This is a genomic window from Micromonospora sp. NPDC047465 (assembly GCF_040643125.1).
Lineage (GTDB): Bacteria > Actinomycetota > Actinomycetes > Mycobacteriales > Micromonosporaceae > Micromonospora.
In genome coordinates this window covers 42,582-67,415 of record NZ_JBEYTP010000034.1, presented here as the reverse complement: position 1 = coordinate 67,415, position 24,834 = coordinate 42,582, and the positions used below count along the sequence as shown (strand labels likewise).

General features: G+C 71.4%; 18 protein-coding genes and 1 pseudogene. 6 read left to right on the top strand and 13 right to left on the bottom strand.

The window, feature by feature from the left end:
- Positions 1–205: 205 nt before the first annotated feature.
- The gene (locus tag ABZ793_RS25840; RefSeq protein ID WP_357461803.1) at positions 206–1,147 is read right to left on the bottom strand and encodes a LysR family transcriptional regulator; all 942 of its coding nucleotides are present in this window, start codon (positions 1,145–1,147) and stop codon (positions 206–208) included.
- Between ABZ793_RS25840 and ABZ793_RS25835 the strand changes: the two genes are divergently transcribed.
- Complete coding sequence (locus ABZ793_RS25835) at positions 1,125–2,522, top strand: MFS transporter (protein ID WP_357461802.1); 1,398 nt, start codon at positions 1,125–1,127, stop codon at positions 2,520–2,522. The genes ABZ793_RS25840 and ABZ793_RS25835 overlap by 23 nt on opposite strands.
- 115 nt (positions 2,523–2,637) lie before the next feature.
- On the opposite strand, the gene pdxY is transcribed toward ABZ793_RS25835, so the two are convergent.
- Positions 2,638–3,489 (bottom strand): pyridoxal kinase PdxY, encoded by an 852-nt coding sequence (gene pdxY, locus ABZ793_RS25830; protein ID WP_357461801.1) that lies wholly within the window; start codon positions 3,487–3,489, stop codon positions 2,638–2,640.
- A 381-nt stretch (positions 3,490–3,870) separates the two neighbouring features.
- Positions 3,871–4,462: pseudogene (locus tag ABZ793_RS25825) on the bottom strand (leucine zipper domain-containing protein); the annotation flags it as partial.
- Positions 4,463–4,606: 144 nt separating this feature from the next.
- Here ABZ793_RS25825 and ABZ793_RS25820 point away from each other — a divergent pair.
- Positions 4,607–4,981, top strand: coding sequence for an MmcQ/YjbR family DNA-binding protein (locus ABZ793_RS25820; RefSeq protein WP_357461800.1), 375 nt, complete (start codon positions 4,607–4,609; stop codon positions 4,979–4,981).
- A gap of 218 nt (positions 4,982–5,199) precedes the next feature.
- Here ABZ793_RS25820 and ABZ793_RS25815 read toward each other — a convergent pair whose 3' ends face one another.
- On the bottom strand, positions 5,200–5,562 hold the full coding sequence (locus tag ABZ793_RS25815; protein ID WP_357461799.1) for an STAS domain-containing protein: 363 nt from the start codon (positions 5,560–5,562) through the stop codon (positions 5,200–5,202).
- 247 nt (positions 5,563–5,809) lie between these two features.
- On the opposite strand from ABZ793_RS25815, the gene ABZ793_RS25810 reads away from it, so the two are divergent.
- Positions 5,810–6,565, top strand: coding sequence for a GAF and ANTAR domain-containing protein (locus ABZ793_RS25810; RefSeq protein ID WP_357461798.1), 756 nt, complete (start codon positions 5,810–5,812; stop codon positions 6,563–6,565).
- Positions 6,566–6,655: 90 nt separating this feature from the next.
- Here ABZ793_RS25810 and ABZ793_RS25805 read toward each other — a convergent pair whose 3' ends face one another.
- The 3 genes from ABZ793_RS25805 to ABZ793_RS25795 form a co-directional block, all read right to left on the bottom strand.
- Entirely contained in the window at positions 6,656–7,867 is a 1,212-nt protein-coding gene (locus ABZ793_RS25805; protein WP_357461797.1) for an amidohydrolase family protein, read from the bottom strand.
- Positions 7,864–8,637 carry a 6-phosphogluconolactonase gene (locus ABZ793_RS25800; protein WP_357461796.1) on the bottom strand — a complete coding sequence of 258 codons (774 nt, stop codon included), beginning with the start codon at positions 8,635–8,637 and terminating at the stop codon, positions 7,864–7,866. The genes ABZ793_RS25805 and ABZ793_RS25800 overlap by 4 nt, the downstream gene beginning before the upstream one ends.
- Positions 8,638–8,716: 79 nt before the next feature.
- Positions 8,717–9,691, bottom strand: coding sequence for a LacI family DNA-binding transcriptional regulator (locus tag ABZ793_RS25795; RefSeq protein ID WP_357461795.1), 975 nt, complete (start codon positions 9,689–9,691; stop codon positions 8,717–8,719).
- Between the two features lie 103 nt (positions 9,692–9,794).
- Between ABZ793_RS25795 and ABZ793_RS25790 the strand changes: the two genes are divergently transcribed.
- Genes ABZ793_RS25790 through ABZ793_RS25780 form a run of 3 tightly spaced genes read left to right on the top strand, consistent with a single transcriptional unit; the run spans position 9,795 to position 13,850 of the window.
- Complete coding sequence (locus ABZ793_RS25790; RefSeq protein WP_357461794.1) at positions 9,795–11,042, top strand: AGE family epimerase/isomerase; 1,248 nt, start codon at positions 9,795–9,797, stop codon at positions 11,040–11,042.
- Positions 11,026–12,324, top strand: coding sequence for an enolase C-terminal domain-like protein (locus ABZ793_RS25785; RefSeq protein WP_357461793.1), 1,299 nt, complete (start codon positions 11,026–11,028; stop codon positions 12,322–12,324). The genes ABZ793_RS25790 and ABZ793_RS25785 overlap by 17 nt, the downstream gene beginning before the upstream one ends.
- A gap of 32 nt (positions 12,325–12,356) precedes the next feature.
- A complete protein-coding gene (locus ABZ793_RS25780) occupies positions 12,357–13,850 on the top strand; it encodes a DUF4127 family protein (protein WP_357461792.1) in 1,494 nt (497 codons plus the stop codon).
- 33 nt (positions 13,851–13,883) lie between these two features.
- Here the strand turns inward: ABZ793_RS25780 and ABZ793_RS25775 are convergent, their stop codons facing one another.
- The 6 genes from ABZ793_RS25775 to ABZ793_RS25750 form a co-directional block, all read right to left on the bottom strand.
- Complete coding sequence (locus ABZ793_RS25775; RefSeq protein ID WP_357461791.1) at positions 13,884–16,778, bottom strand: carbohydrate binding domain-containing protein; 2,895 nt, start codon at positions 16,776–16,778, stop codon at positions 13,884–13,886.
- A complete protein-coding gene (locus tag ABZ793_RS25770) occupies positions 16,775–19,249 on the bottom strand; it encodes a hypothetical protein (RefSeq protein ID WP_357461790.1) in 2,475 nt (824 codons plus the stop codon). The genes ABZ793_RS25775 and ABZ793_RS25770 overlap by 4 nt, the downstream gene beginning before the upstream one ends.
- 85 nt (positions 19,250–19,334) lie before the next feature.
- Complete coding sequence (locus tag ABZ793_RS25765; protein WP_357461789.1) at positions 19,335–21,407, bottom strand: hypothetical protein; 2,073 nt, start codon at positions 21,405–21,407, stop codon at positions 19,335–19,337.
- Between the two features lie 95 nt (positions 21,408–21,502).
- Positions 21,503–22,387, bottom strand: coding sequence for a carbohydrate ABC transporter permease (locus tag ABZ793_RS25760; RefSeq protein ID WP_350709894.1), 885 nt, complete (start codon positions 22,385–22,387; stop codon positions 21,503–21,505).
- The gene (locus ABZ793_RS25755) at positions 22,384–23,319 is read right to left on the bottom strand and encodes a sugar ABC transporter permease (protein ID WP_357461788.1); all 936 of its coding nucleotides are present in this window, start codon (positions 23,317–23,319) and stop codon (positions 22,384–22,386) included. Before ABZ793_RS25755 ends, ABZ793_RS25760 begins: the two co-directional genes overlap by 4 nt.
- 67 nt (positions 23,320–23,386) lie before the next feature.
- Complete coding sequence (locus ABZ793_RS25750) at positions 23,387–24,646, bottom strand: extracellular solute-binding protein (protein ID WP_357461787.1); 1,260 nt, start codon at positions 24,644–24,646, stop codon at positions 23,387–23,389.
- Positions 24,647–24,834: the final 188 nt, after the last annotated feature.

Genomic DNA, 24,834 nt, shown 5'->3' with positions numbered 1-24,834 from the left:
TCATGGAACGGGTCCGACCGGCCACGTACCCGGCGCGCGTCGCGGGCCGCGCGCCCGGCAGCTCGACGTCACGTGGGCTGAACCGGTCGGCACGGGTCCGCGCAACGTGGGTTGCCGGCGGCAACGTCCCCTCCGGCTCCGCGAACAGCGACCCGTACTGCCTCATCGGAGACAGGGGTGACGCCGGAGCGCGTGCCGTCCGGCGTCAGGCGCGGCGGCTGGCCCAGCTCGGCACCCAGGCCTCGGCTGGAGTGGCCGGCCGGGCGGCCGTCAGGTGCTGCCGGAGCGCGGTGAGGGTGGGGTGCGGGTTGCCCGCGAGGTACACGAACGAGTGCGGGTAGACCGGCGTGGGGCCGCGCAGCGGGATGCGACGCAGGTCGTGGGTGGTTGGCCAGATGTACCGGTCACCGCTGCCCACGAGGGTGGCCAGGTCGGCGGAGTCGGCGATCGCGTCGAGCAACACCTCGGTGCCGAAGTTCGGGCCGATCGCGTCGATCCGAAGGTCGAACGCTTCGGTGAGCTCGTCGTAGTAGGCGGCCCACTCGGTGCCCCGCTTGATGCCCGGAATCCAGATGCGGTGCCCGGCCAGGTCGGCCGGGGTCAGCGAACGAGCAGCGGCAAGCGGGTGGGCGGGGCCGACGAGCAGTTGCAGCGGGTCGTCCAGGGCCCGCTCGACCAGGATGCCGTCGGGTAGCTCGCGGGCGGGTACGGGCACGGCCCGGAAGGTCGCGTCGATCTCCCTGGCGCGGACGGCCTCGATGGCCGTCTCGACGTTGGCGTTCGACAGCGTGACGACGTCGAGCTCGGTCCCCGGGTGCGCCCGGTAGAAGCGCTGCATCGTCACGGCCGGGGCGATGCGTCGGTTGAGGACGTCGACGCGCAGCGCGCGTTCGCCCGGCCGGACCGAGGCGGCGGCCCGTTCGGCAACCCGGAGTAGTTCGCGGGAGTGCGGGAGGAATGCCTGACCGTCGAGGGTGAGCTGGGCGCCACGGGCGGTGCGGGTGAAGAGGGTGACGCCGAGGCGGCGTTCGAGGTTGGCCACGCGCTTGGAGACAGCCTGCTGCGTGATCTCCAGGTCGATGGCCGCTTCCTGGAACTGTCCTGCGTCGGCGACGGCGACGAAGGTGCGCACGGCCTCGATGTCCACGCCCAGATCATACGGCTACACAAACGCTGGTTGTGGCTCGCCAGCGCGTTCGTTGTTGGATTCCTGGCAATCCGAGCTGGTCGAATCGTCGCCGTCAACGATTGGTTGTGACGGGAGGATCGGCGTGGGGCAACGTCTGGGGCGTTCGTTCGGGTGGTTGTGGTCGGCGTTCGCGGCCAGCACCATGGGTACCTGGTTGGGGTTCGGGGCGTTCCCGCTGATCGCGATCCAGGTGCTCGGCATCGGCCCGGCCGCGGTCTCCGCGTTGGCCGCGGCGGGGCTGGCGGTGGGTGCGGTGCTGGCACTTCCCCTCGGCCCCTGGGTCGAGCGGCAGCGCAAGAAGCCGGTCATGATCGCCGCGGACGTCGTCCGGTTCGCGGCCCTGCTGAGCATCCCGATCGCCTTCGCGTTCGGGCTGTTGACCTACACCCAGCTGCTGATCGTCTCCGTGATCGGGGCGGCGGGGAACATCGCGTTCGTCTCCGCGAGCGGCGCCTATCTGAAGTCGATCGTGCGCCCCGACCAGCTGCTGGCCGCCAACGGGCGTTTCGAGTCGACCACCTGGACGGCCACCGCCGTGGGGCCGACCCTGGGCGGGGCGGCCATCAGTCTCATCGGACCGGTTGTCACCCTGATCGCCAACGCGGCCGGGTTCCTGCTGTCCGCGCTCGGGATCGGCATGATCCGGGAGCGGGAACCACGCCCGGCGCGCGGGACGGCCACCCGGCTACGCGGTGCGGACCTGTCGGAGGGGTGGCGGTTCATCCTCGCCGACCGTGAACTGCGCGCGCTCTTCCTGAACACCGTGGCCGTGAACGCGCTGATCATGGCAACCGAACCGCTGCTGGCCGTGTTGCTCCTCGGCGACCTGAGCTGGGCGGCCTGGCAGTACGGCCTGGCGTTCGGGCTTCCGTGCGTCGGCGGATTCGTCGGCGCCCAGCTCGCCCCGCGTCTGGAAGCCCGCTACGGGCGCCGCCGGGTCCTGCTCGTCTCGGGGGTGCTGCGCGCGCTGTGGCCGATCGGCCTGTTCTTCGTGACGCCCGGCGCGGCCGGCGTGGTCCTGGTGATCGCGGTCGAACTGGGGCTGATCACCTGCATGGGCCTGTTCAACCCGCTGTTCGCCACCGAGCGACTCGAGCGGGTACCGGCTGACCGGGTCGGCCGCGTGCTGGTCGCGTGGAACATCACGGGCACCGGGGCGATCGCGGTGCTCACCGCGTTGTGGGGCGTTCTGGCCGGGGCCACCGACGTACGCGTCGCGATCGGTGTCGCCGGCGTCCTGCTCCTGGCCACCCCGTTCCTGCTCCCGCGCCGCTCCGCCACGCAGTCGCCGGCCACGGGGCCTGCGCGGCCGTTCGCCAGTGCTGCTCGATGACCGGGCCATGTCCGATCCCGGTCGGACGGGCTCTGGCCCGTCCGGCCGGCTGTTCTCCGGTGGCCGGGCCACGACCCGCCGGCGAGGCGTCAGACGTACGACGCCATGCGCACGGTCAGCGCAGCCGCCGGGCGGTGAACCTGGTCGGCGGCTCGGCGATCGCGTCCTGGGCCGCGATCAGCTGGATCTCCCGGGTGCCGGCCGCGAGGGTCGCCTCGAGTACGGCGAAGACGGAGGCGATGGTGCGTTCCAGTGCCGTCGCGGGCGAGCCCGTCGTCCGCAGATGCGCGAGGTACAGCGCCGCGGTGACGTCACCGCCGCCGTTCGGGCTGATCGGCAGCAGTGGCGTGGTCACGGCCCAGGCACCCTCGTCCGAGACGGCCACCACCTCCAGCGACCCCTCCGGCACGTCGCCGTGGAGCACGCTGGTGACCAGGACGTGCCGCGGCCCCGTCTCGCGGACCACGTCGACCGCGTCCAGCAACTCCGCCAGCGAGTTCGTCGTACGGCCGGCGAGGAAGTCAAGCTCGAAGTGATTCGGGGTGATGATGTCGGCACGCGGGACGACGACGTCCCGCATGAACTCCGGGATGCCGGGCCGGACGAACATCCCGCGGCCGGCGTCGCCCATCACCGGGTCGCAGCAGTACACGGCATCCGCGTTGGCCGCCTTGACCTTCTCCACCGCGTCGAGGATCACCGCGCCCATCGCCGGGTCGCCCTGGTAGCCCGACAACACCGCGTCGGCGCTGCCGAGGACCCCGCGGTCCGCGATGCCCGCGATCACCTCGGCCACGTCGGCCGGCGCCAGCAGCGGCCCTCGCCACGCGCCGTACCCGGTGTGGTTGGAGAAATGGACCGTCAGTACCGGCCAGACCTCGTGCCCGAGCCGCTGAAGGGGAAAGGCCGCCGCCGAGTTGCCGACGTAGCCGTAGGCGACCGAAGACTGGATGGACAGGATCTTCACCGGCTCATCATGCCGGTTCCCGCCGATGCCACACGTACTGCCCGCCGTTTCTGTCGGGTGACCCACTCCGGGCCCCTGCGACGGCAGACCCGCTGACGGGGGCTTCCACCGCCGGCGACCGACCGAGGCCACCGCAACCGTGGCGAGGCCGCTCCGAGGGCCTCGCCGACTGGTGGGACGGCTTCTCGACGCGTGACCTCAGCCGGGCGGCGGCGGGTACGGCAGGCCCAACACGAAGCCGCCCGCACCGTCGTCACCTGGGCCGTCCGGCAGCGGGTGGGGGTGCTGCACGTCGGCGACCCCCGCGGTGTCCTTCAAATACGGGCGGGGCGGCGGCACAACCTGCGGATACGGCAGTGGCAGATCGCCCGCCTCCTTCAAATCGTCGGGGTGGATTTCGGCGGAGGCCAGGCGGGTGTGGTCGTCGACGGCGCAGTGCACGTAGTCGAAGCCGACTCGGGTGCTGCCGCGGGCGCGGCGGTATTCGAGGCTGTCGCGGCCGTGTATCCGCCAGCCGCCGCCGTCGCGGAGCCGGCCGAGTTTCTTGACGTCGACGTGGATCAGCTCGCCGGGTCGCTGGCGTTCGTAGCGGCGCACGGGCTCGCCGGTGGGTCGGTCGAGCCAGGCCAGGCGGTGCAGGCCGTGGCGGGTCAGCACCGCGTGCACTGTCGAGGCGGGCACGCCCACCAGCGGGGCGAGGCGTCGTGGGCCGAGTTTGCGGTCCTGGCGCAGCTGGCAGATCACCGCTTCGACCGCGGACGGGGTCTTGCCGGGCAGGCGGTGGGCGGTACTCGGGGCGGTCGCGCAGGCCCGTGTCTCCCTCGGCCCGCCACCGGGCCAGCCACTTGTAGCCGGTCGCCCGTGAGCAGCCGAGTTCTTTGACCACGTGTGCGACAGGGCGGCCCTCACCGACGACACGCGCGATGAGCAGCCGCCGGCCGTGCACGGTCAGCCGGGCGTTACGGTGGGCCATGAGAGCTCCGGTTTGGTAGTGGGCGTCAGCACCTCACACCTCGCCGGAGGTCTCATCTCGTATCAAGCCGCCACGCCGTCAACAACGCTCATGGTCACTACAACTAGTCTGCGCGTGTGGGAGCGATGTCCTGGAGCAGTCTCGATGGCTGATGCCGACGATGTCCGTCGCCTGGCACTGGCGCTGCCTCACGTGGTCGAGATCGACAGTGACGGCTTCGACTTCCGGGTAGCCGACAAGGGTTTCGTCTGGTCCTACCCGGAGCGCAGACCCGGTGCGCCGCGCCTCATCCGCACCGACATCGCGGTGCTGTACGTCGGCGACGAAGCGGAGAAGCAGGCGTTGCTCCTCGGCGAGCCCGAGGTCTTCTTCACCACGCCCGCGTACGACGGGCTGCCCCTGGTAATGCTGCGGCTGGCGCAGGTGACCGTCGACCGCCTGCAGGAACTCGTCACCGACGCGTGGCGTATGCGCGTCCCGGACTCGCTCGCCGGCAACCTCGACGACGCGGATTCGTAAAGCCCAGACCTGAGAAAGGCCGCCCAGGAGGCCAGGTAGCCCTGGCCCCAATGCCGCAGGCGGAGCCTGCGCAACGCTGCTCGACCGCTCGGCGACCCGCCAGGTTTAGGTTGATCAACTTCGGGTACGTCTGCCAGCAGGCGAGGTCGACCCGTGGCCGAGGGACAGCACGGGTCCGCCAGCCCGGCGTACGACCGGAGAGCGGAGCGAAAGGCAGGTCACTCGGTGGTGAATTCGTCCCTGAGGCCGACCATGTCCAGGACGGCGACGGTGATCCGGGACGGCCTGCGCACGACCAGCGAGCAGCCCCGTGCGGCGACTCGCCGGCGCACGGTCAGCAGCGCGGTGATCCCGGCCGCGCAGAAGAAGCTCACCCCGCTCAGGTCGAGCACCAGCACCGGAAGCGGTCGGCCGGACGTCACCCGGTCCACGAGGTCGACGAGCAGGTCCACGGTGCCCATGTCGATGGGCCCGCGGACCTCCACCACCGTCACCGGGCCCTCCGCGACGACCGTGAGGGACAGGATGGACTGGCGGGTGATTTCCGACGGTGCCGGGTGCGGCGCCTGATGGACGGACATGAGCTGCTCCTCGGTGAGGATGTCCGGACCGGGTCGGTGCTCGGCCCACCGTCGGTGGGCGGCACTGGTCCTGGGCTCATGTCCGAACCCACGTCGACCCTAGCCGCGTCCCGTCCGATGCGCACCCCCCCCGTCCGAGCGCGTGCGCGCGTTGATCAGATACACCCGACCGGCGCTCCTCAGGGAGCGGGCCAGGACGGTACGTCCCTTCAGTGGAAACCCACGGACACGGTTTCAGGAGGTAGCGGTGGTGTCCGATGCTGCTGATTCGCACCTGGCCTCGGCGTACGGCCGGCTGCTCGCCCTGCTCGTCGTCTCGCCTCACGTCGACGTGTTCCTCGACCAGGTCGTCCGGGTCGCGGCCGAGGTCGTCACCCCCGCCGTGGCCTGCGGGCTGACGGTGCGCCGGGACGGTGGCGTCTTCACCGTCGCCGCCAGCGACGACCTCGCCGCCCAGGCCGACGAGATCCAGTACGGCGCCGACGAGGGTCCCTGCCTCCAGGCCCTGCGCAGTGGACGGGCCGTCGAGGTCGTCGACCTGCGCGAGGACGGCCGCTGGTGCCGCTACCGGGAACACGCGCTCCGGCTCGGCATTGTCAGCTCGCTGTCACTGCCGATGACGGTCGACGGCGAGACCGTCGGCGCGTTGAACCTGTACGGCACCGGTCCCGCCGCCTTCGATGAGCGGGCACGCCGGCAGGCCGTGACGTTCACCGACCAGGGGACAGCCGCGCTGACCGTCATGCTCCGCCAGGCCGACCAGGCACTACTGCATCGGCAGCTCACCGACGCGATGGCCTCCCGCAGCGTCATCGACCAGGCCCTCGGTGTGCTGATGGGCCAGCAGCGATGCACCGCCGCGGAGGCTTTCGCCCTCCTCCGGCAGGCGTCCCAGCACCGTAACCGCAAACTGCGTGACGTCGCCGCGGAGATCATCAAGCAGGTGACCGGCACGTCCCCGCAGCCGGCTCCCGGATTCGTGGCGCCCCGCCCGCACACCTGACCGGGCAGTGCGGCAGGTTCGGCAGCACGGCCAGGGGGCGGCTGACCGGTCAGCCCGGTGGCCGGCCCTGGTCGACAGCCGAATCGGTCGTCATCCGGCGGCCCTGACGCACTCAGCAGATGCGCTGTTGCCGGCATGGACGGCCACGCCGCCGACGATCGTGGCGAGCAGCCGGGGTTCCGCCTGCCGTGGCGGGCCGTCGGGTCCGCGGACGAGCACGAGGTCGGCTCGGGCCCCCACGGCGACGACTCCCCGGTCGGGTGATCCGAGCAGCCGGGACGGCACGGTCGACGCCATCGACCACACCTCCGCGAGACCGAAGCTGGTCTGCCGCAGCGCCCACCGGACGCAGTCGAACAGCGAACGGCCGCTGCCGGCCAGCAACTCGGTGCCGGTCAGGCTGAGCCGGCCGTCGGCGTCCACGGTGACCGAGCCGCCGACCGGGGTGCGGTACTCGCCGGGCGGGCAGCCGGCGAGGGCCGCCGAATCGCTGACCAGTACCGAGCGTTCGACGCCCTTCGCCCGCACCATGGCGGTGAACGTGTCAGCGGGGAGGTGGTGACCGTCGGCGATGAAGCTCGCCGTCAGGGCCTCCGCCGCCAGCTGCGCCCACAGGTGGTTGGGATGCCGCGGCAGGACGGCGTGCGACCCGTTCCCGAGGTGGGTGGAGAGCCGTGCTCCCGCGTGGACCGCCGCCCGCACCTGCTCCGGTGTCGCGGCGGTGTGTCCCAGGCCGACGACGATCCCGGCCTCGGTGGCGGCGCGGACGTACCGCGTCGCGCCGGGCCGTTCGGGCGCCAGCGTGACGAGGCGTACCAGGCCCGGGGCGACGTCGAGCCACTGCGTGAGCTCCCGCGGGTCCGGGTCGCGGACGTGCCGCCGGTCGTGCGCGCCACGGGGGCCGTCCGCGTCGGCCAGGTAGGGGCCTTCGACGTGTACGCCGACGACCATCTCGGCGACCAGGGGGTCGCTCGCGCGGGCGGCGGCTATCACGTCGAGCGTGGAGAGGATCTTCTCCTGGCTAGCCGTGATGATCGTGGGGCAGTACGACGTGACGCCCCACCGGCACAGCGACCGGGTCAGCTCGACCACGGTGGCGACCGACACGTCGTCGGCGTTGACGTCCGCGCCGGCGAATCCGTTGACCTGCAGGTCCACCAGCCCGGGAAGGATCGTGGGCTGGTCCGGCGTCGGCTCGGTCTCCTCGATGGACGAGATGCGGTCGCCGGAGATCCGCAGCCGCACGGGGCGACCGTCGGCGAGCCGGCCCTCGACGCGCGTCTGCTGCCCCGCTGGGGTCACGTCAGCTCGTCCAGGCCGCTCGCGGCTGCCGCGTCGGCGTGCACCGTCACCGACCGGTGCGTCCGGAGCGCGCTCGCGGGGCAGGCCGGGCCGATGGGTCCGGTCAGGGCGAGCCTCAGCGCGGCCGCCTTGTGCCGGCCGTGCACGGTGACGACGATCGAGTTCGCGCTCAGCAGCGTCGGCACGGTCAAGGTGACCGCCTGGGCCGGCACGTCCTCCAGCCGGGCGAACAACCCCTCGTCGACCTGCTGTTGACGCGAGACCGGGTCGAGTTCGACCACCCGCACGGCGGCCGGGTCGTCGAAGCGGGCGACGTCGGGCTCGTTGAAGGCGATGTGTCCGTTCACGCCGATGCCCATGCAGGTGAGGTCGATCGGGCCCTGCGCCAGCAGAGCGGCGTAGCGGACGGCCTCGGTGACAGGGTCCGCTTCGGGCCGCAGTCGCGTGAACGACCCGAGCCCGGCGACCGCCAACCGCTCCTGCAACCACTGCCCGAACGCCTGGGGATGCGCTTGCGGAAGTCCCACGTACTCGTCCATGTGGAAGGCGTGCACCCGGGACCAGTCGATCGAGGCATCGCGTACCAGCGCCGCGAGCATCTCCTGCTGCGAGGGCGCCGCCGCCAGCACGATCCGGGCGCTGCCACGGGACGCGATCGCGCCACGGATGACGTCTGCGGCGACGCGTGCGGCGCCGGCGCCGGCGCCGGCCGGATCCGCTGTCACGTGCAGGGTCACGTCGTCCGCACTCAGCCCCGCCGGCACGCCCATTCCGTCTCCTCAGGCTCTGCAATCGGTTGCACAGACACTAACGACGAAGCGTCGGCGGGTCAACACGTTGCGGCAGCGGTCAGGCGGCGGGACCGGTCGAGGCGCGGAGGGTGAGCTCGCCGTCGAGGCGGATCTCCGCGGTCGGCTCACCCGAGCCGCAGCGCTGCAGCAGTTCCACGGCCACGTGCCCCAGTCGCTGCACCGGGGCCGTCACGGTCGTCAGGCGGGGCGTGACGGTACGCGCCAGCAGCACGTCGTCGCAGCCGATCACGCTGCGCTCCTCCGGCACCCGCACCCCGGCGTCGGCGAGTCCGGCCAGGACGCCGCACGCCATCAGGTCGTCGAACGCGAAGGTGGCGGTGCAATCGGTGTCCAGCAGCGCCCTCGCCGCTGCCAGCCCACCCTCGAAGGACGCCGCGAAGGGCCCGAGGTCGACCAGCGTGACGTCGGACCGGACCGCCCACGCGTGGATCGCGTCGGCCCGCTGGCGTGCCGCCCACGAGGCGGAGGGGCCGCGCATCATGGCGACCCGGCGGTGACCCAGCTGCTCCAGGTGCCGGCCGGCGGCCTGCAGGGCGCGCGTGTTGTCGCAGGTCACGCCCGGCAACCCCCGGATCCGCCGGTTGATGACGACGCACGGCAGGTCGTTCACCTTGTCCTTGAGCCCGGACGAGGACCGGGGCGACGCCAGCAGCAGGCCGTCGACCTGGCCGGCGAGGTGACGGATGAGCTGGGGCTCCGCGGCGGCCCTCTCCTCCGTGTCGACGAGCAGCACGGAGGAGTCCAGCTTGTCGGCCGCCTGCTGGATGGCCCGGACCAGGGGCGGGAAGAACGGGTTGGTGATGTCCGGGACGAGCAGTCCGATCAGGCCCGTCCGCCCGGTCACCAGGCCGCGCGCGGCCTTGTTGGGCTGGTAGCCCACCTCGCGGGCCGCGGCGTGGATGCGTTCCCGGAGCTCGGCGTTCACCACGTGCGGCCGGCTGAAGGCACGCGAGACGGTCGACGCGGACACGCCACACGCCTCTGCGATCGAGTAGATCGTCGGCCGCTTCATTCGGTCCTCCTGTTTCGGGTGTCGCCGCGCTCGCTGAATGTGAAGCGTGCCGCTACTCTAGCCACCGACACGGAATGCAAGCGATTGCACCAGGAGGGGTCGGATGGCGTCTGAGGCCCGGGTCCAACTCGAGAACGTGATCCTGCCCTTCTGGCTGCGCCACGGCGTCGACGAGCGGCGGGGCGGCTTCCACACCTGCTTCGACAACCGCGGCCGTCGGCTCGTCTCCACCGACAAGTTCACCTGGTCGCAGGGGCGGTTCGTGTGGCTGCTCGCGCGAGCGGCCCGGCTGGCCACGGACGGACTGCTGGACGTCGACGCCGACCGCCTGGTGGCACTGGCCGAACGCGGTGCCCGGTTCCTCGCCGACCACGTGGTCCGACCCGACGGCACGTGCCACTTCGTGGTCACCGAGGACGGCACCCCCACCCCCGGTCCGGCCGGCGAGACGCACAGCGTCTACGCGGACTGCTTCGTGGTGATGGGACTGGCCGAACTGGCCCGCACGACCGGGTCGACGGCGTGGCTGGAGGTCGCCGATCCGCTGCTGTCCCGGGCGACCGCGGACATCCGGGCGAACCGCGCGGCGACGCCGCCGTACGCCGTCCCCGACGGGCATGTCGCCTTCGGCCCCCGGATGATCCTGCTCAACACCCGCCTGGAGCACGCGCGGGCCCTGCTCCACCTCGACCGGATGACCTCGGGCACGCTGGCCGACCTCGCCGCCGACCGCGACGCCATGCTCCGCCACCGCACGCCCGACGGCACCTTCCGGGAGATGATTCCCGACCTGCCCGACGACACCTCCCTCGTCGCCCGGCACCGGGTCCCTGGGCACGCCCTCGAAGGCGTCTGGGTCGCCCTGGAGGCGGGTGACCTTCTCGGCCAGAGGGACGAGGTCACCGACGCCGAGCTGCTGACCAGCATCGAGGCCCTCTGCGCATCGGCCTGGGACAGCCGGCACGGGGGGCTCTTCCGCTACGTCGACGCCGAGGGCGCCACGGAGCCGCGCGGCACCGGGGGTGACACGCCCTACGAGAGGCTGGTCCGTTCGACCTGGAGCACGAAGCTGTGGTGGGTGCACACCGAGGCGGCGTACACCACGGCGCTGGCCGCACGCCGCTACGGTGACCGCGACGCCGGGCGGTGGGCGGAGCTGATCTGGGACTACACCCTCAGGACGTTCCCCGGCCGGGACGAGGGCGAGGAGTGGGTCCAGATCCGCGACCGCGGCGGACGCCCGCTGGACCAGGTCGTGGCGTTGCCGGTCAAGGACCCCTTCCACATCGCCCGGAACCTCATGCAACTGGTCGAACTCGGTGCCGAGGTGCCCGTTGACAGCCACCGCTGACACCGACATCACCGTCCGCGACGCCCGGGTCCGCTTCCGGGAGATCGCCCTGGACCAGCCGTTCATGATCAGCGGCCGCGCCATCACCTGGTTCACCCTCGCCCTGGTCGACGTGGTCGCCACGAACCGCCGCGGCGAGGCCGCGACCGGCCGGGGCGCCTCGGTGCTCTCCGTCCCGTGGTCATGGCCGACATCGCGGCTGGACGTCAGAGAACGGGACGCCGCCCTGCGCCGCCTCACCGAGCGGTTCGCACACGCCGCGCTGGGCGGTGAGCCGGCCGACCCCGTCGGCACGTGGCTCCGGCTGCACGGGACGGTGGCCGACACCGGTGCCGCCGTCGAGGACGCCCCGATACCCCGGCTGGCGGCGCTGCTGTGCCTCGGCGCGGTCGACAACGCCCTGCACGACGCGTGGGCACGGGCGGCGGGCCGCCCCGCGCACACCATGTACACCAGCGACCACCTCGCCCACGACCTCGGCGCGTGCGTGGATCCGGCGTTGGCCGGCCGGTACCCGGGTGAGTTCCTGACCGCACCGCGCCGGCGGCTGCCGGTCCAGCACGTGGTCGGCACCTCCGACCCGCTGCGGCCCGGCGACGCTGGCGGCGGGCGGTCGCTCGATGAGTGGCTGCGCCGGGACGGCGTACGCCATGTGAAGATCAAGGTGGCGGGTCGCGATCCCGACGCCGACGCGCGGCGGATCGCGGACGTGCATCGGGTGGCATCGGCCCGGACGGCCGACGTGATGCTGTCGGTGGATCCCAACGAGGGCTACCCCGGGCCGGCGGCACTCGGAGCGATGCTGGACGCCCTGGCGGCGACGGCACCCGACGCCTTCCAGGCCGTGGCCTTCGTCGAGCAGCCCTGGCCCCGGGACAGCAGCCCGGATCCGGCCGCCGTGCGGGAGCAGAGCCGGCGCCGGCCCGTACTGATGGACGAGAGCCTGCACGACCCGGCGCAACTTCGCCACGTGCGGAGCGACGGCTGGTCGGGAGTCGTGGTGAAGGCCGGCAAGGGCCAGACGCCCGCTCTGCTCACGTACGCCTTCGCCCGCGCTCGCGGGCTCTTCGTGACGATGCAGGACCTCACGGCGGTGGACGCGGCCCTCGCCCACTCGGCCCGCCTGGCGAGCGTGTTCGACCTCTCCGCCCCGCATCTGGAGTACAACAGCCGCCAGTACGCGCCGACCGGCAACCGCGACCTCGCCGGCCGGCAGCCGGCCCTGGTCACCGTCGACGACGGCGTGATCGTCCTCGACGAACCAGCGCCCGGCATCTACTGACGCCGCACCGACCGCGATCCGAGGAGGACGAAATGACCCGCGTCGCCCTGCTGCCGCCGGACGAGAGACCCAACACCCGTGGCTACGCGGTCGCCATCGGGGCGTGCGCCGGGTTGGACGTCGTCACCCCGCCTCCCGCCGCCATGCCGTCGTTCCGGCAGCCGGCGGACACCGCAGCCCTGGCGCGGTGGCTGCGGAAGATCGCCACGGAGGTCGACCACGTCGTCGTCTCCCTGGAGTTGCTCGTCCACGGCGGGCTGATCCCGTCGCGCAACACCGACGACCGGATCGGGCAGGTGCTGCCCCGCCTCGACGTGCTACGCGAGATCGACGTGCCGGTCACCGCCTTCGGCGTGGTGACCCGACTGCCGTCGTACGACAACGCCGCCCGCTCCCGCCAGGAACCGGCCTACTGGGCCACGCACGGGGCGCGGCTCGGCGCGTTGTCGACCGTCTGGGATGCGCACGACCTGGGCGAGGCAACGGCCGAGGCGGTCGCCGCCGCTCGTGGGCAGGTGCCGGACGCCTACGTGACCGACCTGGTGCGCCGGCGCGCGCGCAACCACGCCGTGCTGCTCGCCGCGCTGGAGATGGCCTCCGACGGGATCCTGGACACCCTCGTGATCTCGTCCGACGACACCGCGCCGCGGGGACTGCCGGCGGCGGAGCGGCGACAGTTGCAGCGCTGGATCGATCGGCTCGGCGTCGACGTCCTCACCTACCCCGGCGCCGACGAGGTGCCCAGCGTGCTCGTGGCGCGCGTGGCTGCTCAGGTCCGGGGAATCGCCCCGAAGATCGCCGTCGACTGCCCGGACGCGGACGGCCTGGACCGGATCGCCCCGTACGAGGACCGACCCGTGCGGCTCGGCCTCGCCAACCAGGTTCGTGCCCTCGGAGCCGTGGAGGTCGCGGACGCCGACGATGCCGACCTGGTGGTCGTCGTGCACCCGCCCGCGCCGGAGCCCGGCGACTGGGTGCTCGACCCACCCGACGCGTCCGCCGACACCGGCTGGACGGCCGTGGCGGACGCGGTCGCGGCCCACGTCGCCGCGGGGCGCCGGGTGGCCGTGGCGGACATCCGCTTCGCCAACGGCAGCGACCCCCAGTTGCTCGCCGGACTCGACGACCGGGGCCTGCTGGGCCGGCTCGTGTCCTACGGCGGCTGGAACACCGCGGGCAACACCATCGGCACCACCCTCGCGGCCGGCGTCACGCCGGCGCTGTCGGACGCCCCTCGGTCGCAGGACGCCCGCGACCGGTTCCTGGCCCGCAAGATCATCGAGGACGGGCACTACCTGCCGGTCGTGCGGCGACGCCTGCAACAGGAGGCGGCGCGGCGGGGACTGACCGACCCACCGCTCGACGAGCTGCCCGACGTGCACGCGCGGATCACGCGGGATCTGCACCGGTGGGCGACCGGCACCCGGACGCTGTCCGGCTGGACCGTGACGAACGCCCGGCTGCCCTGGTCGTACACCTTCACCGTCGACTTCGACCTGACGCCCCCGGGCGGGGCGGCAACCTGAACGGTTGCCGCCCCGCCGGCGGTGCCGCCGCCGTCACATGCCGGCGCACTGCCCCAGGCTGTCGCCGGTGACGCTGTTGGGCTCGCCCCGGTCGGTCGGTTCGCTGTCGTTCCCGGTGCAGGTCAGTGATCCCGCGATCCGGTTGCCCGACAGCACCACCCAGCCGCCGGTGCCGGCCACGCTCACCGCGCCGCGGACCTGGGCCCGGCGGAGCCACACGGCGCGCGCGTGGTCGGCCTCCACCCCGCCCTGCAGCTGTGAATCCTCCACGAGTACGCCCGCGCCGGGGCGTACGACGATGTCGCCGCGGACGTCGGCGTTCCGGACGCAGGTCGTCCCGGCCGCGACCGCGAGGTCGCCGTGGTGCGTTCCGGTGACCGTCCGGTCGCAGGCGGGCGCCACGGGCTCCGGCACCCACCGGTACAGGGTGCTGCCCCGGTTGTAGTAGTAGGTGCCGTTGCGGTCGATGGCCAGGTTCTGCATCCCGCTCTGCAGGACCGTCATCTCCAGGGTCGCGGGGTCGATCTCGAAGAGGCGGCCGGTCGAGGTGCCGACGAGCTTCCCGTGGTGCCAGAAGAGCTCCCGGCCGGTCGCGTAGATCTTGCTGTCGTCCACGCCGAAGTAGGTCTTGCGGAGCACCACCGTGCGGGTGTCCGGGTCGAACTTGAACAGCGCGTTCGCGGTGAAGCCCCACAGGTTGCCGTCGTCGTCGAAGGTGAGGGCCGAGACGTTCTCCTCCCCCGGGACGGGCACGGTCTCGAACACCACCTTCCCGGTCGCCGGGTCGAAGACGAACAGCTTGCCCTCGCTGGTGGTCGGTTCGATGCCGATGCCGCCCCAGATGCCGGTGCCGCCGTAGACGAGGCCGTCCCGGTAGGCCAGGGCGAGCGGGGTCTGGTCCTTGACGACGTCGCGGAACACCCGCAGGTCGCCGGTCGACGGGTTGAACAGGGACAGCGCACCGCCGAGCTGCCCGTAGTCCGGCATCGAGCCGATGGCCACGACGTCACCGGCGCTGGCCCAGCCGAGTGGTCGATCCTGGTGACTGCCCAGCGAGACGACCCGGTCCCGGGCCGTCACCGGGTTCGTCGCCGGATCCCACGGCCGGGTGGTGTCGTAGGTGTAGATCCGCGCACCGGGGTAGGTGCCGAAGACGAGACGGTCGCCGTGGGCGACGAGCCCCTCGGTCTGTCCGACACCGTTGAGCGGCTCGGTCGCGCCACTGTCCACGTCCACCCGGGCGATCCCCGGCGGGGATCCGTACCCGCCGACGTAGATGTCGCCGCGCGGGCCGGTCGCCATCGACCGGATCAGGAACGGCGTCAGCTCCGCGTCGGCGCGCACCGCGGCCGTCCGCCCGGTGGCGGGGTTCCAGGCGTGGAAGATCGACTTGCTGGTCGCGGTCACCACGGACGTGCCGGGGAACCCGTCGGTGCCCAGCTCCATCAGGGCCCAGCCACGGGCCGCGGATCCCTGGAGGTTCATGGAGATCCGGCGCTGCTGCCGGGTGTCGAGGTCGTAGGCGATCACCGCACCCTCGATCGGCACGATCAGCGCCTCGCGCCGGCGAACGCCGCTGTCCTCGGTGCTCACCTCGGGAGACACCGCCAGACCCACGACCTGGGGTACGACGTCCACCCATGCCTGCTCGGTCAGCGAGTAGACGAGCAGGTCGGTCGAGGGCGTCGGCCGGGCGAAGAGCAGCCCGCCGGAGACGGTCACGTCGTAGAGGAAGGTGTCGGCGTCGTGCCCGGGTGGCAGCGGGATCTCCCGGATCTCGCCGGTGTGCGTGTCGAGGCGGGTGAGGCTGGCCCGCAGGGCGCCGCCACCGGCGTACACGTACCGACCGTCGGAGTCGATGCTGCGCACGTAGATGTTGCCCTCGACCTGTACCCCGTAGTCCTGCCACTGCCCCGTGGCGGGGTCGTAGGCGATCACCTTGCCGTCCGGATAGGTGCCCCACACCGGCCGGCCGCGGTCGTCGAGGGTCGCCGACCACAGGTGCGTCTGACCGAACGGCGCGGTGGCGACGAGTTCGAGGGTGAGGTCGTCCGGGTCGAACCGCCACACCTCCCCCTTGGTCTGGGTGCCGATGTAGATGTCGCGGTCGGCGGTCGTGACGAACGACCAGGACATGATCACGTTCGGCATCGTCCGGCTCATCAGGCGCGCACCGGTCACGATGTCCACCGCGCTGAACGTCGAGGGACTGCCGCCGCCGATGACCACCCCGATGTCCCGTCCGGCCGAGTCGGTGGTGTAGCCCGCCCCGGCGTTGGTGATGCCGGCGATCGGCTCACCCAGATCCTGCTCGACACCGGCGGGCGGCTGTGGACCGGGGCCGGTGGCGGCGAACGCGACCGAGTCGACGAGGCCGTCGACGGTACCGACCGAACTGGAGTAGACCAGCGGCTCCGCGCTGACCGCGTCGGCCGGCGCGGTGAACGTCGCCACCTGCCGGTCCCACGCCCCGGGCGCCGGGCGCAGCACCTGGTACGGCTGGGCGACCCTGGCGCCGGCGGAGTCGTAGAAGTAGACCGTCGGTTGCAGCACGCCGCTGGCGAGCTTGAGGTCCATCGAGAACGCGTACTTCACGCCCCCGGTCACCGGCACGCGCGTGGCTCGCAGCCCCGCGCCGGCGGTCGTGCTCGCGTCGCGCACCCGCAGGCTCCGGTCTCCGTCGCTGGCGTCGGTGTCGTCGAGGGAGTAGTACTTCTCGGAGCCGGGCCACACCGGGGCCCAGCCCGTGGGCAGGCCGTCCGGACCCACCTCCTCGAAGCTCGCGTTCGCCAGCAGGTTCCCGCTGGCGCCCGCGGTCACGCCGGTCGTACCGGCGCTCGCGGGTGGCGCCACGAGCGCGACCGGCGCCAGCACCACCGCGCTCAGCATCCACCGGGCCCAGGCCCGCCTCCGTCGGTTGTCGCTCACGACGACTCACCCTTCAGTCCGGCGCACTGCCCTGACACCTGCCCGGTCACCGCGTTGCGGACGCCGTCGTCGGTCGGCGTCCAGCCGTTCTCCGCGCAGGCGAGCGCGCCGTCGATGGTGGTGCCGGACAGCAGCACCCGTCCGCTGGTACGCGTGATCGACACCGCTCCGTCGACGCGGGACCGGGCGATGCTCACCACCCGGGCCTGGTCCGTGGTGACGCCACCGTGCACGTGGGAATCCTCGATCCGGACACTCGCCCCGGCGCCGACCTGGACCGGGCCGTTCACCACCGCGTCGGTGACGCAGGTCTTGCCCGCGGTGACCCGGAGTGGGCCGTCGTGCGTACCGGTGACCGTCGCGGCGCAGGCGCGCGGGTCGTCGGCGGGCTCCCACCGAAACACGTTGGTGTTGTTCGCGACATAGATCGTCTCGTCGCGGTCCATGCCGGCGATGCGGACGTCCTGCGCCAGGACCAGCCCGTGCTCCAGGGTCTGCGGGTCGAACCAGAACAGCTTCCCTCCCGCGTTGCCGTAGAAGCGGGCGTCCGCGGCGCGGTAGAACAGCTCGGTGCGGAAGCCCCACAGGTTGCCGTCGGCGAATCCGGAGTCGAAGGACCGGGTGACGGTACGGGTGCGCGGGTCGAACTCGAAGACGGTGCCGTCCCCGACCAGGCCCCACACCATGCCACCCGGGCCGACGGTGAGCGCCTGGACCACGGCGCCGCCGCCCACCACGGGGGCGCTCCAGACCTTCTCACCGGCCTCGACGTCCCAGACGAACAGTTCGGCCCGCTCCTGCGTCGGGGTGCTCGACAGCCCGCCGTGGATCGAGGTGCCGCCGACGACGAGCCCACCGACCGTGGTCAGCGCGGTCACGCTCTGGTCCGGTACGACGTCGCGGTGGAACTGGTACGCCCCGCTGCCCGGGTCGAAGACCACGAGACCGCCGCCCAGTTCCCCGTAGTCGGGGACGGTGCCGCCGACCACCAGGTCATCGGCCGACACGAGGGTCACCGGCCGGTCCTGCCCGAACTCGGCGCGGCCGAGCGAGAACAGGTGCCGGGGGTTGCTGCCCCAGTCCCAGGCGACGTCACCGCCGACCTCGCCCGCGTAGTACTCCGCGCCGGGGTAGCTGCCCACCACGATCCGGTTGCCGTGGGTGGTGATGCTGTCGGCCTGCTTCGGCCCCGACAACTGCTCGAGCTGGCCCGTCTCCCGGTTGACCCGGGCCATGACGCCGGCGCTCAGGTAGGCGCCGAAGTACGCGTTTCCGTCGGGGCCGGTGCCGACCGAATGGACCGTCGCCGGGGTGCTCTGGATGACGTTCGGCAGGATGTCGCCGGTACGGTTCTGCAGGTTGTACCGCCAGATCGTGCCGTCTCCGCGCATGCCCACCAGGGTCGTGCCCGGGAACTGCGGGGTGCCGAGTCGCATCGGCTCGAACGCACGGGTGGTGCCGAGCGCCGCGGCGAGGGGGCTGCCCTCCCAACCGATGGAGGTCGTCTGCCGGGTGGCGACGTCGTAACCCTGGACCTTGTCACCGGAGGCGTAGAAGAAGCGGCCGTCCACCGCACCACGGGTCATGTGTCCGAAGGCGATCGGCTGCCCGACCGTGTCGGTGCAGCACCAACGCCCGGCGGAGAGGTCGTAGACGAGGTGGTTGCGACCGTCCAGGGTCGGTGAGTACTGCACGAACACCAGGTCGCCGTGGCGGGTGACCCGGTTGATGAAGCTGGCCCTCGTCGCCACCGGCTCCGGCAGCGGGATCTCGGTCTTCCCGCCGGTCGCCGGGTCGAGGCTGAACAGGTGCGGGATTGCGCCCGTGCCGACCCAGAGCTTGCCGTCGACCTCGTCGAAGCCCCAGGCGTAGTCCCCGTCGGTCGTCATACCGCCGTAGTCGCGGAACTCCCCGGTGGCCGGGTCGTAGGAGTAGACCTTGGCGTCCGGGTAGGTGGTGCCGTAGAGGATGCCGTCCCTGATCAGCAGCGTCCGCAGCATCCCCTCACCGACCACCCCCGTGGCGATCCGGGTCACCTGGTCGGTTGCGGGGTCGTACCGCCACAGGGTGCCGTCGTTGGGCGCCCGGACGCTGAGGTAGACCAGCCCGGAGTCGTCCACCACGATGGAACTGGCGACGGTGTAGCCCGGAAAGGTCGTGGTGTGCAGCAGCTCGCCGGTGCGGGCGTCGATGGCGTTGAAGCTCACCGGGGTGCCGTCGCTGAAGCCGTAGACGACGGGGGTGCCGTCGGGGCGTACGTCCATCGCCGCGAGCCGCACGTTGGCCGTGTACATCGAGCCGAGGTCCACGAACTCGGCCATCGGGTCGTGCTGCGCGGCGGCGGCGCTCGTCTCGGGTGCGGGTGACGCGTGTGCGGGACCGGTGAGGGCGGCGAGTACCGCCGTGCCCAGGAGCAGGGCGAGCAACGCCCTGCGGCGGATGCGTGGGCCGGGTCTGGATGAACCTGGCATGGTGTCACCTTTCGGTCGACGCGGGACGGGACGATGGGCGAAACGGACCGGCCCGCTCGCCGAGGCGAGCGGGCCGGGGTGGGCGCTACTGGTGTGTCGTCGCGGGATCGAAGCGGTAGACGTGGGTGGCGTCGGCGAAGTAGATCCGGCCCTGCCCGTCCATCGCCGACTCCCGTACGCCGGACTCGACGAGCACCTCGATCGCCAGCGTCGTCGGGTCGAACCGGAAGAGCCGGCCACCGGCGTTGCCGTAGAAGAGCCCGTCGGCCGGGCGGTGGTACAGCGACGAGACCCGGCCCCAGGTGTTGGTGTTGCGCAGGCCGGTCGCGACCGACCGGAGCACCTTCCGCTGACCCGGGTCGTACGCGAAGACGGTGCCGTCGTCGGCCATCCCCCACAGCAGGCCGTCGGGGCCGAACTCGAGCTCGTGGATGACCGTCGCGCCCGGCACGACCACGTCGCTCCACGCGAGCCGGCGGGCGGCCACGTCCCAGGCGAACAGCCGCGCCTGGTCCTGCGTCGGCGCGCTGGACAGCCCGCCGTGGATCGACGTACCGCCGTAGACGACCCCGTCCCGGTAGGCGAGCGAGACGACGCTCTGGTCGTCGACGACGTCGCGGTGGACCTCGGCGGCTCCGGTGGCGGGGTCGACGAGGGTCAGCGCGCCGCCGAGCTGCCCGTAGTCCGGGACGCTGCCGACCGCGAGCCGCTCCCCCGCCGAGGTCATGGCGAAGATCCGGTCCTGGAAGTGCGGCTCGCCCCGGCCGAGCTCCAGCACCTTGCGCGGATTGGTGCCCCAAACCCAGGGCTGCGCCGGGTCGCCGGTGTGCACGACGGCACCGGGATAGGAACTCACCGCGATCGTCCCGTTGTGGCTGACGATCGCGTCGGCCTGCTTGGGCCCGCGGATCTGCTCGACCTGCTGCGACTCCTGGTCGATCCGGCTCATCACGCCGCTGCTGAGGTAGGCGCCCATGTACACGGTGCCGTCGGGGCCGACGCCCATGCTGTGCGCCCCGGCGGGTGAGCCCAGCACGTCGGCGGGGACGATCCGGGACCGTCTGGTGGCGAGGTTGTAGTGCCAGAGGCGGCCATCGGTGTCGATGCCCACCACGGTCTCGCCGGGGAAGAGCGGTTCGCGCAGGTCCATGACGCTCATCCCGTACGTGCCCACGGCGTCGGTCAGCTGGGCCGGCAGGGTGCTGTCCTCGAATCCGGTCGAGACGCGGCGGCGGGCGGGCACCTGGTAGCCGGTGAGGGTTCCGCCGGCCATCAGGTAGAAGGTGCCGTCGCGCCCCTGGGCGGTGGGCTCCGCGCCGAAGGTGTTGCCGATGACCTGGTCGAGCCACCGCTCGCGCCTCAGGTCGTACACCGCCATGTCGTACGTGCCGCGCGGGGAGAGCCGCACGAAGACCAGGTCGTCGCGGGGCTCGATGCCGATGAACCAGTCGGTGTTCTCGAGCAGGGGCGCGGGCACCGACATCTCGGTGGTCTGACCGGATCGCGGGTCGACCTGGTAGAGGTGGGGCACCGGTCCGGTGCCGGCCCAGACCTTGCCTGCCACGATCCCGACCGAGAAGACGTAGGCGGCGTCGGTGGTGAGGCTGCCGTAGTCGCGGAACCGGCCGGTCGCCGGGTCGAACGACACGAGCTTCGCGCGCGGGTAGGTGCCGAAGTACAGCACGCCGTTCGCGTCGAAGGTGGCCGAGTAGAGGGCCGTCTCCCCGGCGATCCCGCCGAGATGCTCCAGCCGCATGGTGTCGGGGTGGAAGCGGAACACGGCCGCGGGCGTGGGGGCGCGTACGGAGAAGTAGACGGTGCCGTCAGGCGCCAGCTCCACCCACCCGCCGACGGTGTAGCCGTCCAGCGGGATGGCCGTGATCCGCCTGCCGTCGCGGGCGTCGACGACGGTGAAGCTGGCCGGGGTGCCGTTGGAGATCGCGTAGGCCACCGGCGTGCCGTCGGGCAGCGTGCCGAATTCGGCGTTGCGGACGTTCACCGTGTAGAGCGCCGGTCCCAGGTCGGTGACCTGACCGGCGGTCGCCACGACAGCGGGGGGTGCCGCCGGGGCGGCGGTGGTCGTCAGCAGGAGAAGCGGGAGACAGGCGGCGAGGACGACCGAGCCTCGCCGGAGTCCGCTGGGCAGGAGCGATCGCATTAGGGCACCTCTTCTGTTCGTCCGGATTGCGCCTCGCGGTACTGCAATCGATGGCAAGACAGGTGGAAGGGCGTGCCGCTGAGCGCGTGACGCCGCTACTTGAGGCCGCTCATCATCACGCCGCGGACGAAGAACCGCTGCAGGAGGACGAAGACCACGACGGTGGGGACGAAGGTGATGACGGAGGCGGCCATCGTGGTGGCCAGTTCGGTGTCCTGCTCCTGGAGGCTGTTCAGACCCACCGTCAGCACGTAGTTGCCGGGGCTGCGCTGGGACACCAGGGGCCAGAGGAAGTCGTTCCAGTGCCACAGGAAGACGAAGGTGCCGAGCGTGGCCATGATCGGCTTGGTCTGCGGCAGGATGATCGACCAGTAGACCCGGAACTCGCTCGCGCCGTCGATGCGGGCCGCCTCGATCAGCTCGTCGGGGATCTCCTGGATGAACTGCCGCATCAGGAACATGGCCTGGGCGTTGGCGATGGTGGGAACGACCATCCCCCACATCGTGTCGAGGCCACCCATCTCCGACACCATGATGAACAGCGGGATGAGCGTCAGGTGCCCCGGCACCATGAGCATCGCGACGAACAACCAGAAGACGAACTCCCTGCCCAGAAACCGCTTCTTGGCGAACGCGTAGCCCGCCATCGAGGCGAAGAGCAGGACGAGGACCACCGACGCCAGCGAGTAGACCGCCGAGTTGAGGGCCCACTCGTACACCTGGTTGCTGCCGAGAGCGTCGGCGTACGCGTCGAAGGAGATGCTGTCCGGCAGCAACGAGCCCGGCAGTTCCACGCCCTGCTTCGGTTGCAGGGACAGCACGAGCATCGCCCAGAAGGGGAAGAACGTCACCACCGCGCAGAGCGCCAGCGGGACGTGCATCCACAGGGCCCGGCGCCGCCGCCGGTCGGGCCGCCGTACGGGAGTCTGCGGTGTGCTGGCCGTCGGTGGGGCGGGGGCGTGCGCGACCGTGGTGCTCATGCCGACTTCCCCTTGTTCATCAGGCGGTGCTGGATCAGCGAGGTGATGAGGGTGATGACCAGCAGGACGACGCCGGCCGCGCTGGCGTAACCGAAGTCGAAGTAGCCGAAGCCCTGGTCGTAGATCATGTACGTCAGCGAGTAGCTGGCGCGTACCGGCCCGCCACCGGTCATCACGTAGATGGTGTCGAACACCTGGAAGGATCCGATGATCTCCAGGACCAGGACGAAGAAGAGGGCCGGCTTCAGCAGCGGCAGCGTGACGTGCCAGTACCGGCGCCGCCACCCGGCCCCGTCGACGTGGGCGGCCTCGTAGTACTCGTTGGGGATGGCGAGCATTCCGGCGAGCAGGATGAGCATGTTGTAGCCGAAGCCCTTCCACGCGCTCACGACCGCCAGCGCGGGAATGACCATGGCCTCGCTCTGCAACCAGCCCACGTCCGGGATGCCGACGAGGTTGAGCAGCCAGTTGAGCGGACCGTCGACCTCGAAGATCCACACCCAGATGATTCCGGACATGACCGTGCTGGTGACGACCGGGAGGAAGAAGATGGAGCGGTAGATGCTCATCCCGCGCAGGGTCCGGTCACACAGCGTCGCCATCGCCAGAGACACACCCAGGCTCAGCGGGATGGTGAGCAGGGTGTAGTAGGCGGTGACCTTCAGCGAGTTCCAGAACAGCGAATCGCCGAACAGCCGGGTGAAGTTCTCCGTCCCCACGAAGGTGAAGGTGCCGGCGATCCCGTAGTCGCCCAGGCTGAGGAACATGCCCATGACCGCGGGGATGATCCGGAACACCAGGAAGAAGAGGACGTACGGCAGGATGAACAGGTAGCCGGCGAAGGCGGCCCGCGAGCGCCACCAGGGCCTTCTCGCGCGTCGTGCCCCCGACTGCGGCACTGGCTGGACTGTCCCTACGGCCTGCTCGCTCACCACACCTCCTTCGCCGGTGGTCGCAGGCGTGCCGGGCACGGCCACGCCTGCGACCGTCGAATGTGAATCAGCGGCGCTCGAGGAGCGCGTTGACGTCCTTCTCCGCCGCGGCGAGCGCGTCCCCGGGTGCGGTCTTGCCGAGCAGCACGGCCTGCAGGTGCGGCTTGATCAGGTTCATGATCTCGCGCGCCTTCGGGTGGATGACGCCCGACCGGATGACGTCCAGGTGCTTCTCGCCCTCGGCCATCCCCGGGTTGTCCGCGTACAGCCCCGTGACGGACTTCCTCGGCGCGTAGTAGCCGTTCTTCTGGTCGAAGGACCGCATGTGTTCCGGGCTGGTCAAGAAGTCGATCCACGCCTTCGACGCGGCCTTGGCGTCGCTGCCGGCCAGCACCGACAGCCCACCCACCGAGCCGGCGGCGACCTGCACCTTGTCGGTGAGCGGCTGGCTGACCACCAACTCCTCCGGCTTGAACAGCTTCGCCAGGCTGGCGGTCGTGTTGTTGGGCGAGTATGCCTGCTTGCCCTGCCCCAGCGCGCTCTGCTCCAGCGTCTCGGCCGTGGTCAGGCTCTGCTGCGAGGTCCACCCGTTGTCGACCAGCTTCTTGACGAACTCCAGGGCCCGCAGCCCCTCGGGGCTGTTGAACGCCGCCTTCTTGCCGTCGGCGGTCAGGACCTCACCGCCGGCCTGCCACAGGTAGGGGTAGAAGCTGTGGTTGAGGGTCAGGGTCTGGGCGGCCACGTAGTCGGTCGGGACGTATCCGGCCGCCTTCACCTTCGGCGCCATCTGCTCGATGTCCGCCCAGGTCTCCGGGCACTTCTCCACCCCGGACGCGGCGAGCACCTGCTTGTTGCACACGCCGATCAGCGCCTGCATCAGCAGCGGCACGCCGTAGAGCTTCCCGTCCCACGACATCGCGTCGAGCGCCGCCGGCGTGAAGTCGTCCCGGTCGTCCGCGATGACGTCCTCGACGGGCTCCAGCACGCCCTCGACGGCGAACTTGGGGATGAAGTCGGGGTTGAAGTAGACGACGTCGGGGCCCTGCTTGCCGGCGATCGCCGTGACGAGGGTTTCCTCGCGGTTGGTGAACGGTTGCACCACGACGTCGACGTCGACCTTCGGGTACTTCTGCTTGAACTGCTCGACCACCGGATCCCAGTAGCTGTCCTTGCCGCTGTCCCCGATGGGGTAGGTCCAGAAGGTCACCGAACCCTCGACGGCACCCGGGTCCGTCGGCATCGCGCTGTCCCCGCCGTTGCAGCCGGCGACGGCCAGCGTCACCGTCAGCACCATGGCGCCCAATCGGAGCCTGGAAGTACCGCTCATGCCGCCCCCTCCTTCTGAAACAGCCTGCCCCCGCCTGCTTCTCTTCGTGCAATCGGTTGCAGAGAACCTAGCGTCGGCACCGCCACCGGTCAAGGGCATCGATAGGCCGAACCGTTCCCGGCGAGCGGGGTCGTCGGTGCAGGTTGGCCGGTCGCCGACCGACGGGCGGTCGGCCGCCCCGCCGGGGT

Bases quoted from the DNA above. Each gene is read 5' to 3' on its own strand.
- ABZ793_RS25820 (WP_357461800.1), top strand. From the start codon at position 4,607: ATGGCTGATGCCGACGATGTCCGTCGCCTGGCACTGGCGCTGCCTCAC.
- ABZ793_RS25815 (WP_357461799.1), bottom strand. From the start codon at position 5,562: ATGTCCGTCCATCAGGCGCCGCACCCGGCACCGTCGGAAATCACCCGC.
- ABZ793_RS25800 (WP_357461796.1), bottom strand. From the start codon at position 8,637: ATGGGCGTGCCGGCGGGGCTGAGTGCGGACGACGTGACCCTGCACGTG.
- ABZ793_RS25795 (WP_357461795.1), bottom strand. From the start codon at position 9,691: ATGAAGCGGCCGACGATCTACTCGATCGCAGAGGCGTGTGGCGTGTCC.
- ABZ793_RS25790 (WP_357461794.1), top strand. From the start codon at position 9,795: ATGGCGTCTGAGGCCCGGGTCCAACTCGAGAACGTGATCCTGCCCTTC.
- ABZ793_RS25780 (WP_357461792.1), top strand. From the start codon at position 12,357: ATGACCCGCGTCGCCCTGCTGCCGCCGGACGAGAGACCCAACACCCGT.
- ABZ793_RS25770 (WP_357461790.1), bottom strand. From the start codon at position 19,249: ATGCCAGGTTCATCCAGACCCGGCCCACGCATCCGCCGCAGGGCGTTG.
- ABZ793_RS25765 (WP_357461789.1), bottom strand. From the start codon at position 21,407: ATGCGATCGCTCCTGCCCAGCGGACTCCGGCGAGGCTCGGTCGTCCTC.
- ABZ793_RS25760 (WP_350709894.1), bottom strand. From the start codon at position 22,387: ATGAGCACCACGGTCGCGCACGCCCCCGCCCCACCGACGGCCAGCACA.
- ABZ793_RS25750 (WP_357461787.1), bottom strand. From the start codon at position 24,646: ATGAGCGGTACTTCCAGGCTCCGATTGGGCGCCATGGTGCTGACGGTG.